Genomic DNA, 15,799 nt, shown 5'->3' on the forward strand with positions numbered 1-15,799 from the left:
TTTTCTAGCATCTAACCTATTACATTTTACAGAAAAAGAAGCCCGGAGGGAACACCCCCAAGGCTTATTTGTTGATTTCATGTTTACACGCAGAGTAACCTGCTGATTATCATGCAAGGAAGAATAATGGTTTATAGAGATTTTTATTTCCCCATATAAATTCTAACCGTTTCGCCTTCTTTAACTTTCGTTCCGGCTGCAGGAGACTGCTTGACCACTTTATCTCCTTCGCCACTCACGTCTAATTTTAAATTAAGTAGCTGTTCTTGTAACTCTTTTTTTGACATTCCTACGACATTTGGTACTTTTATCATTGGTGTGTCCAGCCACGTTAACTCTTTTTCAATTTGTCCTTTACGCGGTTTAACGTCCATCACACGCAAACTGTCTTCAATCATTTTACCTACAATCGGAGCTGCTACAACTCCACCAAACTGAATGGTGCCTTTTGGATTATCAACCGCAACATACACGACAATTTCAGGGTTATCTGCTGGTGCAACACCGATAAAAGAAACGATGTGATTATTTTTTAAATACTTTCCATTTTGAGCTTTCTGCGCAGTACCCGTCTTTCCTCCAACGCGGTACCCTTCCACAAAAGCTCCTTTTCCGCTTCCTTGTGCTACTACACTTTCAAGAGCAAAACGCACTTGCTTAGACGTTTCCTCGGAAATAACTTTTCGCTTAGCAACCGGCTTATGACTGCTTACAACTTTTCCGGTAGTTGGATCCACCCACTCTTTTGCAATATAAGGTTCATAAAGCGTTCCACCATTTACGGCTGCTGAAACAGCAGCTACTTGTTGAATAGGCGTAACAGCAACACCTTGCCCAAAAGCTGTTGTAGCTTGTTCAACCGGCCCTACGCGCTCAAGCGGGAACAAAATTCCTTTTGCTTCCCCCTGTAAATCAATACCTGTTTTTTGACCAAAGCCAAATTCTTTAATGTATTTGAATAATTTCTCTTTTCCCAAACGTTCCCCAAGCTCCACAAAACCAGGGTTACATGAGTTCTGTACAACTTCTAAAAAAGACTGCTGTCCATGTCCGCCTTTTTTCCAGCAGCGAAGTCTCGCTCCTCCAACTTCCGCGGCTCCATCGTCGTAAAATTGATCTTTTAGTAAATCCACTTTCTTTTCTTCAAGAGCAGCTGCCAGTGTAATAATCTTAAACGTTGATCCAGGCTCATATACGCTCCAGATTGGAAGATTGCGATTATACACCTCAGGCTTCACATTTTTAAAATCCGTTGGATCAAAGCCCGGACGACTTGACATACCTAAAATTTCACCATTTTTAGGGTTCATGGCAATGGCAATCATACCATCTGGATTATAAGCTGTCTGAGCATTATCCAACTCACGCTCCATGATTGTTTGCACACGTGAATCAATGGTCAATCTCAAATCCAGCCCGTCCACCGGCGCTGTGTAGTCATCGGCTATATTGGGCATTTTTTTACCTTTAGCATCAGAATACAATTTAACTGAACCTTTTTGTCCTTTTAGCTCTTTATCATAATATAATTCAAGGCCTGTTAACCCTTGATTATCTACTCCCGCAAAGCCTAATACATGCGACAAATAACTTCCAAACGGATAGTACCGCTTCGAATCCTCAGCTATATATACGCCTTTTAAATTTAAATTTCGCACTTCATTTGCTTTCGCATGTGAAATTTTTCTTCCTTCAGGACGCAAATATACGCTAGAAGAAGCTTTTGTTATTTGTTCATATACTTTTTCTTTTGATGCCCCCAGCACTTTTGCTAACTTTTCAGCCGTAACAGCTGGATTTTCAACTTGTCTTGGCATAACTAAAACGGTCGGTGCACTTTTATTTGTAGCAAGTGCCACATCATTGCGATCTAGTATCTTTCCTCTTTCCGGTTCAAAAGGAATATTCCGACTCCATAAATCTTTGGCTTTTTCAGTTAGCGTATCCCCAGTCAGCAACTGTACATATCCAAGCCTTGTATCAATGATCAAAAACACAATAAAACCGACAAACAAAACAATGGCTAGCCTCTTACGAACTGTGACTCCTGATACCCGCATATATTAGAACCTCCTCTGAATCGGCTCGTTCCAATATATGCTTGTACAGGATTCACTAGAACTTATTTTCTAGTCAAGTTGCTTATCGTCTTTTTTACTATCAGATTCACTTTTTTCCGTTTCTTTTAACTTATTTAACGTGCTTGAAAATTCTTTAGGCGTTTCAAGTTCCACTTTCAGGTACGTGCCTGCTTTTAGCGGATCGCCTGCTTTAATACTTTGACTTACAACATAACCATTTTCAAGTGCGCTAGGTCGAACGTTGACAAATTCACTAAAGCGAATAACATCACGATGTGAAAAACCTGTTAAATCAGGCATTGTGGCTTTTCCATTTGTCTTAATGAACACGCGTTGACCAGTGACAATGGTATCAGAAGTAGGTGATTGGCTTTCTACCGTATCTCCTTTACCTATTACAACAGGAACAAGTCCTTTTTGTTTTAAGTCTTTCACGGTACTATCAACTGATTCGTTAACGTAAGATTTAAGCGTAATTTCTGAATCTACCTTTTTCTCTTCTGTTTTCTTTCCGTCTTCGTCTGTTTTTTCAGGCTCCACTCCTAAGTACTGCAGGCTGTTTTTCATCACCGGATTAAATACGGCTGTAAGCGGCGCAGTACCCGTCTCTTGAGGCGTGAGAGTTGGATTTTTAACAGCTACATAGACAAGCAGCTTTGGATCTTTAGCAGGTGCAAAGCCCATGAAGGAAATGAAATTTTTTCCGTGTCCATGCAAGTAGCCTCCGCTAGGACCAGGAATTTGAGCTGTTCCCGTCTTTCCAGCGACATCGTATCCTTCAATCGCGTAAGGTTTCCCTGTTCCGTCATCAGAAGAAACAACGGTTTCTAGAATATCTAGCGTTTCGTTCGCTGCTTTTTTAGAAATAGGTTGTCCTACTACGGTAGGTTTCGTTTTCTTAATCGTTTTCTTATTTGTTTCATCGACTACTTGTTTAATCACGTAAGGTTTCATCATTTTCCCGTCATTTGCAATGGCAGTAGCCGCTTGAATTTCTTGAATAGGCGTAAAAGCAGACGCCTGTCCAAACGCAGTGGTTACTCGGTCTCTCGGGTACTTCGTCACTAACTTGCTAGAAGCTTCGTTCGGCAAGTCAATTCCCGTTTTATCCATAAAGCCAAACTTGTCCAAGTATTTATACAAACGGTCGGTACCTAATTTTTCATTGGCTAAAATGGCAACCGCTACATTTGAAGACCTTTGAATTCCTTCATTAAATGTAATAGCTCCCCAGCCGACTCCACCGTTGTGATCGTTAATCGGAACGCTGTTTTTCGTTACTTTATAAGATCCCGACTGATAGCGATCTTCGCCGTTATAGACGCCTGCATCAATCGCGGCTGCTAACGTAAAGATTTTCATTGTTGAACCAAGTTCATAGCTGTTTTCAACAAACGGATTACGATAAGAAGTGATATCACGAATATTTGGGTCAAATGAAGGGCGGTTTGACATCGCCAAAATTTCACCAGTTTTCGGATTCACTACCGTTGCCATTAGCTCTTCTGGTTTATATTCTTTAGCAGCAGCTGTCATTGCATCCTCTAAAAACGTTTGAATTTTTTCATCAATCGTAAGCGTGACGCTGTCTCCATTTTTCGGAGCTACAATTGACTCTTTTGGATCCGGAAGCTTAATTCCATTTTTAGCAGCTTCGTATTTTACATATCCATCTTCTTCAGAAAGCTGCTTATCAAATACTTTTTCAATTCCCATTTTCCCTACGATTTTACCCGTATCATCTTTTTGTGCGTATCCTAAAATACTTGAGGCGAATACACCGTTTGGATAGAAACGCTTCGAATCGCGTAAAAACGTGATGCCTGGGAGATTTAGTTTCTCAATTTTTTGCTTTAGCACGTTATCAATGTCACGTCCGCCTGGGCCAAGTTCGACTTGGAAGACGTCTTTAGACATCATTTTTTCAAGTTTAGACTCATCCATCTTCAACAATGGGGCTAATTTTTCAGCCGTTTTTTCAGGGTCTACTACGTGCTGCGGGTGATCTTTGTCTTTTGTTTGTTTTTTATCTAAAATCGCCACAACCGTATAAGCACCCGTATCTTGGGCGATTGCTTCTCCGTTTCGATCGTAAATCGTACCGCGCTGTCCTTCAATATTAGACGTTCGCGTATGCTGTTTTTGTGCAATTTCGGCTAAAGCTTCTCCGTCTGCTTTGCCTGTCGCTTGGATGTAAAAGAACCTGATGGCTAATACAAAAAAGAGCAATGCAAATATTAAAATTAATATTGCTGCTCCTGTACTAATATTGCTATTTTTTCTTGGCGTAGTCATCGCAATTAATCGTTAACGACTTTTACGTTATTTTCATTCAATTTTAGTCCAAGTTCTTTTGCTTTTGTCCAAATACGATCGTATGCACTTAACTCTGTTACCTGTAATTTTAACTCATTGTTTTTTGCTTCTTGCTTGTCAATCTTTCCATCGAGTGATTGCACTTCTTCACTGATGCTATAAAGCGAAGATTGATTTGAAATGATTTGCACAGATCCAAACAGCATGAGTGCGACAAATCCGGAATACACAATTTTTTCACCAACCGTGATTTTTCTTTTTGTCTTCCGAACAACTTGACGTACCGTCTTTTGCTGCTTCTGCTGCTGATCTTGCTCTCTTACTTTGTATGCTACATTGTTCATTCTCGTCCCCTCCTCTTTGATTAAACCCTTTAATTACACTAATTTCTCAACAATTCGAAGCTTTGCCGAACGCGCGCGCTTATTTTCTTCTATCTCTTCTTCTGAAGGTAAAATAGGTTTTCTTGTAATAACTTTCATTTTAGGTTTAAATTCTTCTGGAATAATCGGCAGTCCATGTGGAAGCTGCGGAACCGTGCTTGCATTTTTAAACGCAACTTTACAAATTCGGTCTTCAAGTGAGTGGAAGGTAATAACACTTACACGCCCACCTTTTTTGATCACATCCATAGCCTGTTCAATTGCATCTTCAAATACTTGAAGCTCATCATTTACAGCAATTCGAATAGCCTGGAAAATTCGTTTTGCCGGATGTCCACCCGTTCGTCTAGCTGGCGCTGGAATACCATCTTTAATAAGATCAACCAGCTCTAGCGTTGTTTCAATTGGTTTAGACTCTCGATATGCTTCAATTTTGCGGGCAATTTGTTTCGAAAACTTTTCTTCTCCGTATTGGAAAAAGATTTTCACAAGTTTTTCATAAGGCCATTCATTTACTACGTTGTACGCAGAAAACATTGAGTTTTGATCCATGCGCATATCAAGCGGGGCATCATGATGAAAACTGAACCCTCGCTCTGGTGTATCCAACTGAGGAGACGAGACGCCTAGGTCGAACAATACTCCATCTACTTCTTCAATTCCGTGTTTCATTAGCTGCTCTTTTAAATAGCGAAAATTACTTTTGATTAGAATAACTCTGTCTAGATACGGGGCCAATTTCTCTTTTGCATTTGCAAGAGCGACATCGTCTTGATCAAACGCAATTAATTTCCCTTTTTCTGATAGCTGTTTTACGATATATTCACTATGACCTGCTCCGCCAAGCGTGCAGTCGACATATACTCCATCCGGCTTAATATTTAAGCCTTCCGCTGCTTCTTTAAGCAAAACAGTTGTGTGATTAAACATTATGACACCTACTTCTTTCTAAACTACTTAGTTATGTATACAAAAAGCAAAAAACGGTGTTTTTCTTTGATATATATACACGTTTATATTATATATCAAAGTTCAACATTATTTCAGCTATTTATATAAGAATTAAGTAGAATTTTGTCTTTTTGTCACAAATAGTGTCATTTTGTTAAAAGTAGGACATATTCGTAGAATAAAATGTAAGGAATATAAGTTTTTTTTGCTCAATTAGAAATATATACCTTATAAGGATTCAATTGGTTAACATTCACCTTGTAGACTTTTTCTCTTTTCCAAAATAAAAATCCTGCTTTTCAGCAGGATTTTATTAGACATAACAGACTTTTAACTGGTGATTTAATTCGACTTCAGCACTTAGTAAATCTGACACAAATTGCATACCATAACTGTTTAAATAATACATAATATTCCACATACGTTCTTGTGGAGCGTTGTAGGGACGAAGAGCAAGTTCAACTTGAGCATATTTTGAATGCTTCACATCGTGCTTAATTAGCTGTTTGGATTCGACAATCTTTTGAATAGTTTCAAACTGCTTTTGAATAATCCCTCGATTTTTAAGCATGACTTCATCAAATGTTTTGTCTTCTTTTTGAATATTTTCACGAAGAGTTTTATGAATTTTTTCGAAATCTTCTTTCGCTTTTTCAAAATACATTTCGTATGGGTTGTGAACTTCTGTCTTAAGCCAGTGCTCCCTCTCTGCATCTACGCCTTCGTTCACTACGTTCGAAAGGTCTAACTGAAGTTCATCCATATACTTCTCGATATGTCTTTCTACGATTGCATAGGATAACCTAGGGACAACGGGAGGCATTTTAAAGCTAAATAAAGAAAATGCTTTTTCAAGCTCTGCCCAATACGCTACTTCCCCCGGACCTGCGATAAACGCAAGGGTAGGAAGCAAGTACTCCTGCATAAGGGGTCGAGTAACAACGTTGTTACTAAGAAGCTCAGGCGTTTGTTTAGCAATTTGAACCAGTTCTTCTTTAGACAGCACGAGTTCATTTTGCTTTCCAACAAACTGCTTTTGTTCTGCATCTCTTTCTAAAAGTACTCTGTTTTCGTTGTGTGAATAAAAGAGATGAGCCGTTTCTTCTCCCACTTCAATCATTCGTCCGTATTGTTTTTGAATCTCTGTTTGCTGTTCCATAACCGCTGACGATAATTTGTCATTTTGTTCAATTAACGTCACAAAGAAAGAAGATTCAATGCTGCGTACTTCTTTAGAAGCTGCATCCATTAAAATAAGACCTGACTCTGCGAACATTGTGGTAACCAAATGAGCAAAGAAATCGACATAGGTACGTGATTTATCTAACGCCTCTAAAACAAAGTGTAATACCTGGTTTGTATGCGCCGTTTCGTTAAACGTTTGAAATACATCACGAACCCAGCTTCTACAGGCTTCATGGTCTAGTTCGATTTGAGAAACCATTTGCTTTTTCTTTAAAGAATGCTTTAACGTTTTCTTTAAAAGCTGGTTTTTATGCTCTGTGTATACATGGTTGATCTCAGCAAAATCATGATCTTCTCCAGCAATCCAAAATACCGGAAGCACGGGCACGTTTAAAGCTTCCTCTTGTTGTTTAGCTAGGAGTACAATTGAAATCACTTTATGAATGGTGTACAAAGGGCCCGTAAGCAACCCCGCTTGCTGACCTCCAACGACCACTACGCTGTTAGGATCTTTTAGCTTTTCAATATTTTCAATCGTCTTAGAAGATGCTCCGTAGCGCTTATTAAAATCAAACAGATACTCAGCAAGCTGTTCTCTTGGATAAGACTGCTTTTGAACATCCGCTAAACGTTTTTCATATACGTCTTTTTCGTGTATATTATAATGAAAAAAGGAAAGTGCTTGCTTTTCACCTTTTATGTAATCGTTCGTTAGTTTGTTTCCCGCCTTTAAAGAGACGTCTGTAATCTCCATGAAAGAACTTCCTTTCTTTTCCTAATACTTATATTCTCTACATATAGCTTCATTATCCATAATGTAACTGCTCACGTCTAGTAACATGCTTTACAGAGAGGAAATACGAAAAGCGATTCCACCTATATTTAATACAATATGTGCAATAAGAAACAAAACAAAATTCATCCGAAAGAACCCTTTCGCAATAAGCTTCATTTCTAAGTCATGTTTGACTTTCCAATGTACAAACATCATAATCATTGCTACAACTAAAAGGACTAGCGCAATCAACCACAAAAAAGAGTGCCCGAAAATTTCTACAGCTGCATAATGCACGGACAAAATAAGAAAAACCGTAGTAATGTACGTTGCTATGTGGACAGATTTCCTTTTATTTTTCGTCAGTTTGCGTAAAAGCATGTATAGAATAAAAAAACCAACGAGCGGCAGAGTGACAAACGTCGCAAAAACTCCAGCAATAAAACTTCCCATGTTAATCACCCTTTTCTTCTTCGATTCCTTTTATTGACCCATATAAAAAGTCAACAATAGGCGTCGACGTTCTTTTTTCAGCAGCTTGTGTTTGAATATAGCCTAAAATAGCATCAATTTCTGTCTGCCGCCCCTCCTGTATATCTTTTAGCATAGAAGATTGATTTGTACTCGTGCGCGAACAAACCCCCAGCGCATTTTCCCAATAATTAAAAGCTGAATCCAGTTTTAACACAGCCGCAATCTCTTCAAACAATAGACGCATCGTTTTATAAAAGTAGCTGTTGTGAATCAGCTGCCCATTTTTTACCCGATACAGCGCCGTAAGAGGATTGATGAGCGCATTTACAACTAATTTTTTCACCAGCATCGCATACCAATCTGTTTCAATCACCCAAGGAAAATTCACAATTGGCAAGATAGACTCCATTTCTCCTCTGTACGAAGCAATACGGGTTGTTCCTATTCCTGTATGATGGACGTTATCCATATTTGTACGCATTGCCCCGTGTTCAACTGTACCCAAATAGAGAGTGCGCTGCGGGAGATTTTTGAGAATTTCAATATGGCTCATACCGTTTTGGATAAACAAAAGGGGAGTATGTATAGTAAGGGTTTTGATAAAAGGAATAATCTCTTTTAAATGATACTGTTTTACAGTAATAATGATTAAATCTGCTTCTTTTATGTTTTTTTCTAGAGGAATAGCACTGACTTTTTTCGTGTGATGTTCCCCTTGTCTATGTAAGGTAATTCCATTTTCGTTAATACACTTTGCTTGAGTTTGTGTTTTCGTGTACAAGGTTACATCATAATCATCTGATAAATACGCGCTAAACAACAGACCTAATGATCCGCCTCCAATAATACCTATAGTTTTCATCGTATTTTTTGTTCCTCTTTCTATTATTGAGTTTCATTTTAGCAAAAAAATGCTTTGAATTAAATGCATTCTTTAAATTTTACCTATTCATATAGCCCGTGTGATTAAAAATCACCGGGCTTATTGTAAATTATTTAGAATGATCCCGTTTTTTTCTATTATACGGGATACACCGGATGTTTACGACGGCTAAAGGTCACATTCTTTGTTTCATATAATCGAAAGCGGTCAATTAAAGTTCGACGCAGTTCGTTAGCAGGAACGATGTCGTCAATAATCAGTTCAGAAGCCAGCGTATAGATATCGATGTGTTCTTTATACTCCTGCTGTTTCTGTTTTACAAACATAAACCGCTCTTTCGGATCCTCAATTTCATTGATTTTATTAGAGTAAACAGCATTTACAGCAGCTTCAGGACCCATTACGGCAATTTGAGCAGTAGGCAATGCAATGCAGCAATCCGGTTCAAAAGCTGGGCCAGCCATAGCATAAAGTCCTGCGCCATAAGCTTTACGCATGACTACGGAAATTTTAGGAACTGTAGCTGAACTCATTGCTGCAATTAATTTGGCTCCATGTCTAATGATGCCAGCTCTTTCTACTTTGGTTCCAATCATAAATCCAGGCACGTCAGCTAAAAACAGCAAAGGAATATGGAATGCATCGCACAATTGAATAAATTTTGCGCCTTTATCTGCTGAATCTACAAACAGCACTCCCCCTTTAACTTTTGGCTGATTAGCAACAATCCCTACTACTTTTCCATCTATTCGTGCAAGCCCTGTTACCAATTCGGCGGCAAACAGTTTTTTTATTTCAAAAAAGCTCCCCTCGTCAATAAGGGTATCAATTGCTTCATAGATATCAAATGGAACATTTTGATTCTCCGGAATTAGTTCTATTAAATCTTTTGTCTGCTTAGGCTCTTTAGCTTTTTGTACTTTAGGCTTCTCTTGATAGTTTTGTGGAAAGTATGTTAAATAAGATTTGGCATACGAAATAGCTTCTTCTTCAGAATAAGCCAGCACATCACCGCACCCGCTAACGCTGCAGTGCATATGCGCTCCTCCCATTTCTTCTAGCGTAACCTTTTCTCCAATAACGGCTTCGGCCATACGCGGCGACCCTAAGTACATAGAAGCGTTCCCATCTACCATCACAACAATATCACAAAATGCAGGGATATAAGCTCCTCCAGCTGCTGACGGACCGAAAAGCAAACAAATTTGAGGAATGACGCCGGAAAGTTTTACTTGATTGTGAAAGATCCTTCCAGCTCCTCGGCGGTTTGGAAACATATCTAATTGATCCGTAATACGAGCTCCCGCGGAATCCACCAAGTACAGTAAAGGCACATGCAGTTTTTCTGCTACTTCTTGAATCCGAATAATTTTTTCTACTGTTCTAGCTCCCCAAGACCCTGCTTTTACAGTAGAATCATTAGCCATTACACAAACCGTTTCACCGTTTACTTTTCCAATCGCAGTTACAACACCGTCTGCCGGCAACCCTTCGGCTTTATTATTTGCAAACATGCCGTCTTCTTCATATTTCCCGTCATCGAATAAAAGGGCTAAACGATCTCTTACAAAAAGCTTCTGTTGTTTTGCAAGTTTCTCTTTATACTTCTCGGCGTTGCCACGCTCTACTTTTTGACGATTTTCATCATATTTTTTCTGAGATTCACCTGTATGTATCATGATATCTCTCCTTTATGAGTTATGAAATAGTCACCAAAACGTCGCCTTCGTTCACAAAATCCCCCACGGCTATATGGACAGTCTCTGCAATACCAGCTTGATCGCTTTCAATAGGAATTTCCATTTTCATAGATTCTAATACAACAACAACTTCTCCTTTAGTTACACTTGCACCTTGCTGAACAAACACATTAAATACCATGCCTGCCATTGTCGCTTTGATTTCACTCATTGTGGTGCTCCTCCTTTATTTAATACTGTTGATAATAACGATGTGTTATAGGTTCCTTTTTCATATAATTCTTCATTTAACAACTGCTTAAATAGAGGAATATTCGTTTTGATTCCCTCTATGACAGCTTCTGTAAAATATGATTTAGCTAGTTCAATTGCATTTGAACGCGTACGACCAGTAATAATAACTTTTGCAATCATTGGATCATAAAAAGGTGTAACCGCATTCATATTACTGTAGCCACTATCTACGCGCGCATAGGTTCGCTCGGGCAAGTGATAACCCGTAATTTTTCCCGGAGCCGGTAAGAAAGTAAACGGATCTTCTGCATAAATACGAAATTCAATGGCGTAGTTATTTGCTGCTATTTCCTCTTGCACACGTGGAAGCTTTTCACCGCGCGCAGCTAAGATCTGCCACTTAACTAAATCGACCCCTGCAATTTGCTCGGTGATCGGATGCTCAACTTGCAGCCGCGTGTTCATTTCAAGAAAATAAAAATTTTCGTCTTCATCCACGATAAACTCCACCGTACCCGCATTATAATAGCCGATCGCTTTAGCCGCTTGAACGGCTTGGTTTTGCATGGCTTGTCGCGTACTTTCTTTTAAAGAAAGCGCAGGGGCTTCTTCAATCACTTTTTGATTTCTTCTTTGTACGGAACAATCGCGTTCAAAAAGATGAACGACATTACCATGCTGATCTCCAAACACCTGTACCTCGATATGTTTTGCGTTTGTGATAAGCTTTTCAATAAACATTCCTTCATGACCAAAATATGCTTTTGCTCTTGCTTTTGTTGAGACATATACTTGTTTTACTGCTTCTTCGTTATCGCAGCGCACCATCCCAATTCCTCCGCCGCCTCCGCTTGCTTTTAACATAACGGGATATCCAATTACCCCCGCTACTTTACAAGCCTCTTCAACTGACGTCACATCGCCTTCGCTGCCGGGGACAACAGGTACACCCGCTTCTTTCATCGCAGCGCGGGCAGCGATTTTGTCACCCATCATCGAAATGATTTCGGGAGAAGGACCGATAAAACAAAAACCTTCATCAATCGCTCTTTTAGCAAATGCACTATTTTCCGATAAAAATCCATATCCAGGATGAATGGCGTCTACTTTTTCTTCACGACTAATTCGCAGCAGCTCTTCCACATTCAAATATGACTTTTGCACAGGAGGCTCTCCAATTCGACGTGCTTTTGTAGCCGCTTGAACATAAGGAAGTTCTGCATCTGCATCGGAATAGACAGCCACCGTTTCAATGCCCATTTGTTTGCATGTATGAATAATACGAAGAGCAATTTCTCCTCGATTTGCAATCAATATTTTTTTCACCTTTCTCTCCCCTTTCCTCAAATTTCTACTTTCCCCCATATAATTCTACAATAATTTTAAAACTCCTCTACAATTTTTGAAAACGCTTTCTATTTGAATTTCCCTTTCCTTTTGCTTTCTTTCTAAAAAGTGATGCTTATAGTAATGTATTCTTCGTATTTAACTGAAAGAATTCATTTTTCCTTATGCGCATTGAATAATCATTCAACAATCCCGAAAACAGAATATTTTGTATTTTTGTTATATAATATTAGATGAACGAACCAAGCCAGTTCGTTCGTCTAGCAAAGAGACATAACAAGGGGGATATGGGATGAATTACGAAGTGAAGCATTTAAAAATTAATTTTAAAACGCTGGAAGAGTTCAAGAAATTCAAAGAATATGGCATTCAAGAACTTTCAATGCTAGAAGAATTACATGCTAAGATTTCCGATAATGAAATAAATTCTCCGTTTTACGGCATTTATTTTGGAAATAGCTTAGTGGCTCGCATGAGTCTCTATAAGCGAAACAAACAGTACGATCAATATTTCGAGCCGCCTCAAACGTATATTGAAGTGTGGAAACTTGAAGTGCTCAGCGATTTTCAGCGCAAAGGATTAGGTCAAACGCTCGTTGAATATGCCAAATCCTTTCAATTACCTATCAAAACAAGCCCACGAGTAAAATCGAGTGATTTTTGGTCAAAAATGGGATTCGCACCTGTAACGTATGATATCGATCGTGATTTGGGAGAAAACCCTCTTATTTGGCTACCAAACGGTGTAAGCGAACAAAAATAAACAGCTGATTTCCAGCTGTTTATTTTATATCTATGTGGTATATATGATCAACATGAAGTAGGGAGCATTCAAACTATCGCTTTACTTTTGAACTTTTTCTAAATTTAAATTTTTATCCACTTGAAATTTTACTTTTCTACTTTTTTCATCCTCTTTTAATACAACCATTTTACGAGCCCTCTCCATAATTTCGATAAGAGCTTTATAGTCATCTTCCACAATTAACAAGTTGTTTTGCAAAGCTTTTTTTTCTTTTTCCAAAATCGTTACTTTCTCTTGTAAACGTTCAATCTTTTGCTGCAGTTCTTCATTAGCTTCGAGAAGCTCTGACGAGTGTCTTTGCCCTTGATCTACATTTTCTAAATATTTAATTACCTCATTAAGCGAAATATGTTTCTCTGCTTCCATATATGATAAGCGTGCAGGCTGCTCGTCATCTTTTGAAACAGTTCTTGCTTTTAATTCTTTTCTCTGTTTTTTCGCAAGATCAATACCAGTCTTGTATTGTTTGCGCACAAAAGAATTCCAGCGGAAGCCACAAGCTGCTGATGTTCGTGTAAGTTTCTTCCCCACTTCTTCAAATGCAGCTAGCTGAGTGCCACCTTCACGTATATGACGCAGTACAATTTCTGCGAGTAATAAATCTTCATCATGAGTCCATGCATCTTGACGAGAAGAAGTCATTTTTCTATCCCTCCTTATCCGTACTTATTAAATGAATATGCACCTACTAGATAAGATAGACTATTGTTCCTCTTCTCAATCGAGAAAATCTTTCATATACTTTGAAGCAAAATGGGAAACCCGTGATTCTTTCATCTTTCGCTTATTAACTATATTGCTATGGAAATGCAGTTCATAACTATGTTTTTTTAACGATGACCTTTTGAACCGCTTCTTCATGCTCAGGCGACTCCCACAATATCGAGCAGCGATGAATTTCTTGTTCCATCCGATTCCAAACCCGGCTTTGCTCCCATTTCTCAATAGCGATTTCTTTGTAAGCTTGCAATACCTGGGTCGGTTTATGAGTGATAGGCGCTAACCACTCCTCACACCTCATAGTTAGCTCTTTAAACGACGTGACATAGGAAAGAAATCCAATTTGCTTTGCTCGTTCTACTCCATACAGCTGAGCACTGTAGATCATTTCCATGGCTTCTTGATAACGCAGCTTTTCAAGAAGAATGGTTCCTCCTCCCCAGCCTGTTGTAATTCCTAAATTCCCTTGAATAAAGCCCATTTCGCTATGTGTTGCACTTATACGGAAGTCACATGCAATCGCAAGCTCACATCCCCCTCCAACCGATGTTCCATTCAAAAGGGCAACTGTTGGTTTTGGGAGTGTTAAAATCTCATAAAGAATTTTTCCCATTTTCGTTAACATTTGAGACGCCTCTTTCGAAGTCTTTAGCTCATGAAATACACTTAAATCTCCTCCACTGCAAAATGCATCTGAACCAGCACCTGTAATTACAAAAGCTTTTACTAACTGATCATGTTTCACATAATCTACAGCTTGCTGCAGTTCATTCATCACATCATAATCAATAGCATTACGCTTTTCAGGACGATTAATCACAAACGTAGCAATGCCTTGGCTTGTAGTAAACAGCTCGCTTTTTTTCATGCTTTTTCCTCCTTATAGACAAGGTATGAATCCTTTTACAACAGTAATTGTTTATTTAAAAAGAGTTCTTGTTCTATAAGAAAAATCCTTCTCCTCCAAAGGGCAGAGAAGGAAAAAAGGCAAAAAAATAAAAGACCCTTTAAGAGGGTCTTTTATTTAAATAAGCAATTATTTGCTTACTACGTCATTTCCTTTGTAAGTACCACAAGCTTTACATACGCGGTGTGATAGTTTCATTTCACCACAATTTGGGCACTCTACCATACCAGGAACTTGTAATTTAAAGTGCGTACGACGCGTTCTTTTCTTCATTTTAGATGTTCTTCTAAAAGGTACAGCCATTATTCCCACCTCCTTAAAAGAATTTTAAAATCATATGAAGGCCCGAAAGCCGGATCTTCGCATTTTTATTTCTTTTTGTCTTTAAAGAAATTTTCGAGTACGGCTAAGCGGGGATCTACTTTTTCCTGCTGTTCTTCTTCTGTAACAACTTCCCAGTCTTTTCCTGACTGTGGAGCTGCTCCTGCCGCTTGCTGATTTTCACTAAATACCTGCAGAGGAATTTCAACAATAATTAACTCTTGAATCAAAGGTTGTAAATCAACCGTTTCTCCCTCTACAATGCGTACTTCAGCATCTTCTTCATAATCAGCATTCACATTCAATAAAAACGTTTCAGTTGCGTTAATTTCAAATGGGTACGGAACGTCGACTAATGTACGAGCACAAGGCAACGTCATTTCTCCTGAAATTTTAAGGTGAAACGTTACTTTCGAAGAGCTAATGTCGGCTCTTCCTTTCACGTTTACATCTGACATTCTACGAATTTGAGGATCAGCATTCATAAACTCTTTGCCGTCAATCACTTCGTCAAATGTTAGACCTTTATTTTGCAACTGATACAATTGATGTATTGTCCATTTCATTGTTAATCACCTCAAGGCAACAAAGGTTATTATAGCTTTCACAAGATTATTTGTCAATATTTTTTCTTTACACTATAATGTACTTAAATATGCTTTTTTGCAAAAATTTCTTACTTTCATAAAAAAATGTTTTTAAAACAAAGAACTAGAC

At 38.6% G+C, this 15,799-nt stretch carries 15 protein-coding genes; 1 reads left to right on the forward strand and 14 read right to left on the reverse strand.

The features are described 5' to 3' along the window. Positions 1–143: 143 nt before the first annotated feature. From ACO1DI_RS06040 to ACO1DI_RS06085, 10 genes are all read right to left on the reverse strand, one after another. Positions 144–2,060: a stage V sporulation protein D gene (locus ACO1DI_RS06040; RefSeq protein ID WP_013084856.1), complete on the reverse strand. Its 1,917-nt coding sequence runs from the start codon at positions 2,058–2,060 to the stop codon at positions 144–146. Positions 2,061–2,129: 69 nt separating this feature from the next. Beyond that, positions 2,130–4,376: a penicillin-binding protein gene (locus tag ACO1DI_RS06045; protein ID WP_140451719.1), complete on the reverse strand. Its 2,247-nt coding sequence runs from the start codon at positions 4,374–4,376 to the stop codon at positions 2,130–2,132. Between the two features lie 5 nt (positions 4,377–4,381). After that, complete coding sequence (ftsL, locus tag ACO1DI_RS06050; RefSeq protein WP_013058965.1) at positions 4,382–4,741, reverse strand: cell division protein FtsL; 360 nt, start codon at positions 4,739–4,741, stop codon at positions 4,382–4,384. Between the two features lie 33 nt (positions 4,742–4,774). Next, positions 4,775–5,710, reverse strand: a complete 936-nt coding sequence (gene rsmH, locus ACO1DI_RS06055) for a 16S rRNA (cytosine(1402)-N(4))-methyltransferase RsmH (RefSeq protein ID WP_013058966.1) — start codon at positions 5,708–5,710, stop codon at positions 4,775–4,777. 334 nt (positions 5,711–6,044) lie between these two features. After that, positions 6,045–7,670 (reverse strand): bacillithiol biosynthesis cysteine-adding enzyme BshC, encoded by a 1,626-nt coding sequence (gene bshC / locus ACO1DI_RS06060; protein WP_209367797.1) that lies wholly within the window; start codon positions 7,668–7,670, stop codon positions 6,045–6,047. A gap of 90 nt (positions 7,671–7,760) precedes the next feature. Beyond that, entirely contained in the window at positions 7,761–8,144 is a 384-nt protein-coding gene (locus tag ACO1DI_RS06065) for a DUF3397 domain-containing protein (protein WP_013058968.1), read from the reverse strand. A gap of 1 nt (position 8,145) precedes the next feature. Next, the gene (locus ACO1DI_RS06070; RefSeq protein ID WP_226701621.1) at positions 8,146–9,027 is read right to left on the reverse strand and encodes a 2-dehydropantoate 2-reductase; all 882 of its coding nucleotides are present in this window, start codon (positions 9,025–9,027) and stop codon (positions 8,146–8,148) included. Between the two features lie 158 nt (positions 9,028–9,185). Continuing rightward, a complete protein-coding gene (locus ACO1DI_RS06075; RefSeq protein ID WP_049166164.1) occupies positions 9,186–10,727 on the reverse strand; it encodes an acyl-CoA carboxylase subunit beta in 1,542 nt (513 codons plus the stop codon). A 19-nt stretch (positions 10,728–10,746) separates the two neighbouring features. Further along, on the reverse strand, positions 10,747–10,959 hold the full coding sequence (locus ACO1DI_RS06080) for a biotin/lipoyl-containing protein (protein ID WP_033579761.1): 213 nt from the start codon (positions 10,957–10,959) through the stop codon (positions 10,747–10,749). Next, positions 10,956–12,308, reverse strand: coding sequence for an acetyl-CoA carboxylase biotin carboxylase subunit (locus ACO1DI_RS06085; RefSeq protein WP_182420424.1), 1,353 nt, complete (start codon positions 12,306–12,308; stop codon positions 10,956–10,958). The genes ACO1DI_RS06080 and ACO1DI_RS06085 overlap by 4 nt, the downstream gene beginning before the upstream one ends. A gap of 313 nt (positions 12,309–12,621) precedes the next feature. On the opposite strand from ACO1DI_RS06085, the gene ACO1DI_RS06090 reads away from it, so the two are divergent. Beyond that, positions 12,622–13,092, forward strand: coding sequence for an N-acetyltransferase (locus tag ACO1DI_RS06090; protein WP_115654863.1), 471 nt, complete (start codon positions 12,622–12,624; stop codon positions 13,090–13,092). An 81-nt stretch (positions 13,093–13,173) separates the two neighbouring features. Here ACO1DI_RS06090 and ACO1DI_RS06095 read toward each other — a convergent pair whose 3' ends face one another. From ACO1DI_RS06095 to ACO1DI_RS06110, 4 genes are all read right to left on the reverse strand, one after another. Then, the gene (locus ACO1DI_RS06095) at positions 13,174–13,776 is read right to left on the reverse strand and encodes an RsfA family transcriptional regulator (protein ID WP_013058974.1); all 603 of its coding nucleotides are present in this window, start codon (positions 13,774–13,776) and stop codon (positions 13,174–13,176) included. Between the two features lie 178 nt (positions 13,777–13,954). Beyond that, complete coding sequence (locus tag ACO1DI_RS06100; protein ID WP_013084864.1) at positions 13,955–14,722, reverse strand: enoyl-CoA hydratase/isomerase family protein; 768 nt, start codon at positions 14,720–14,722, stop codon at positions 13,955–13,957. Positions 14,723–14,890: 168 nt separating this feature from the next. Then, positions 14,891–15,064 carry a 50S ribosomal protein L32 gene (gene rpmF / locus ACO1DI_RS06105; RefSeq protein ID WP_013058976.1) on the reverse strand — a complete coding sequence of 58 codons (174 nt, stop codon included), beginning with the start codon at positions 15,062–15,064 and terminating at the stop codon, positions 14,891–14,893. A 65-nt stretch (positions 15,065–15,129) separates the two neighbouring features. Further along, complete coding sequence (locus tag ACO1DI_RS06110; RefSeq protein ID WP_014458367.1) at positions 15,130–15,648, reverse strand: YceD family protein; 519 nt, start codon at positions 15,646–15,648, stop codon at positions 15,130–15,132. Positions 15,649–15,799 lie beyond the last annotated feature (151 nt).

It is taken from the genome of Priestia sp. 40, from assembly GCF_049368575.1.
GTDB classification, from domain to species: Bacteria; Bacillota; Bacilli; order Bacillales; family Bacillaceae_H; genus Priestia; species Priestia zanthoxyli.

Excerpts from the sequence above, each read along its gene's own strand:
- rsmH (WP_013058966.1), bottom strand. The coding sequence starts at position 5,710 with ATGTTTAATCACACAACTGTTTTGCTTAAAGAAGCAGCGGAAGGCTTA.
- ftsL (WP_013058965.1), bottom strand. The coding sequence starts at position 4,741 with ATGAACAATGTAGCATACAAAGTAAGAGAGCAAGATCAGCAGCAGAAG.
- ACO1DI_RS06090 (WP_115654863.1), top strand. The coding sequence starts at position 12,622 with ATGAATTACGAAGTGAAGCATTTAAAAATTAATTTTAAAACGCTGGAA.
- ACO1DI_RS06075 (WP_049166164.1), bottom strand. The coding sequence starts at position 10,727 with ATGATACATACAGGTGAATCTCAGAAAAAATATGATGAAAATCGTCAA.
- ACO1DI_RS06065 (WP_013058968.1), bottom strand. The coding sequence starts at position 8,144 with ATGGGAAGTTTTATTGCTGGAGTTTTTGCGACGTTTGTCACTCTGCCG.
- ACO1DI_RS06040 (WP_013084856.1), bottom strand. The coding sequence starts at position 2,060 with ATGCGGGTATCAGGAGTCACAGTTCGTAAGAGGCTAGCCATTGTTTTG.
- ACO1DI_RS06095 (WP_013058974.1), bottom strand. The coding sequence starts at position 13,776 with ATGACTTCTTCTCGTCAAGATGCATGGACTCATGATGAAGATTTATTA.
- rpmF (WP_013058976.1), bottom strand. The coding sequence starts at position 15,064 with ATGGCTGTACCTTTTAGAAGAACATCTAAAATGAAGAAAAGAACGCGT.
- ACO1DI_RS06110 (WP_014458367.1), bottom strand. The coding sequence starts at position 15,648 with ATGAAATGGACAATACATCAATTGTATCAGTTGCAAAATAAAGGTCTA.
- bshC (WP_209367797.1), bottom strand. The coding sequence starts at position 7,670 with ATGGAGATTACAGACGTCTCTTTAAAGGCGGGAAACAAACTAACGAAC.
- ACO1DI_RS06080 (WP_033579761.1), bottom strand. The coding sequence starts at position 10,959 with ATGAGTGAAATCAAAGCGACAATGGCAGGCATGGTATTTAATGTGTTT.
- ACO1DI_RS06100 (WP_013084864.1), bottom strand. The coding sequence starts at position 14,722 with ATGAAAAAAAGCGAGCTGTTTACTACAAGCCAAGGCATTGCTACGTTT.
- ACO1DI_RS06045 (WP_140451719.1), bottom strand. The coding sequence starts at position 4,376 with ATGACTACGCCAAGAAAAAATAGCAATATTAGTACAGGAGCAGCAATA.
- ACO1DI_RS06070 (WP_226701621.1), bottom strand. The coding sequence starts at position 9,027 with ATGAAAACTATAGGTATTATTGGAGGCGGATCATTAGGTCTGTTGTTT.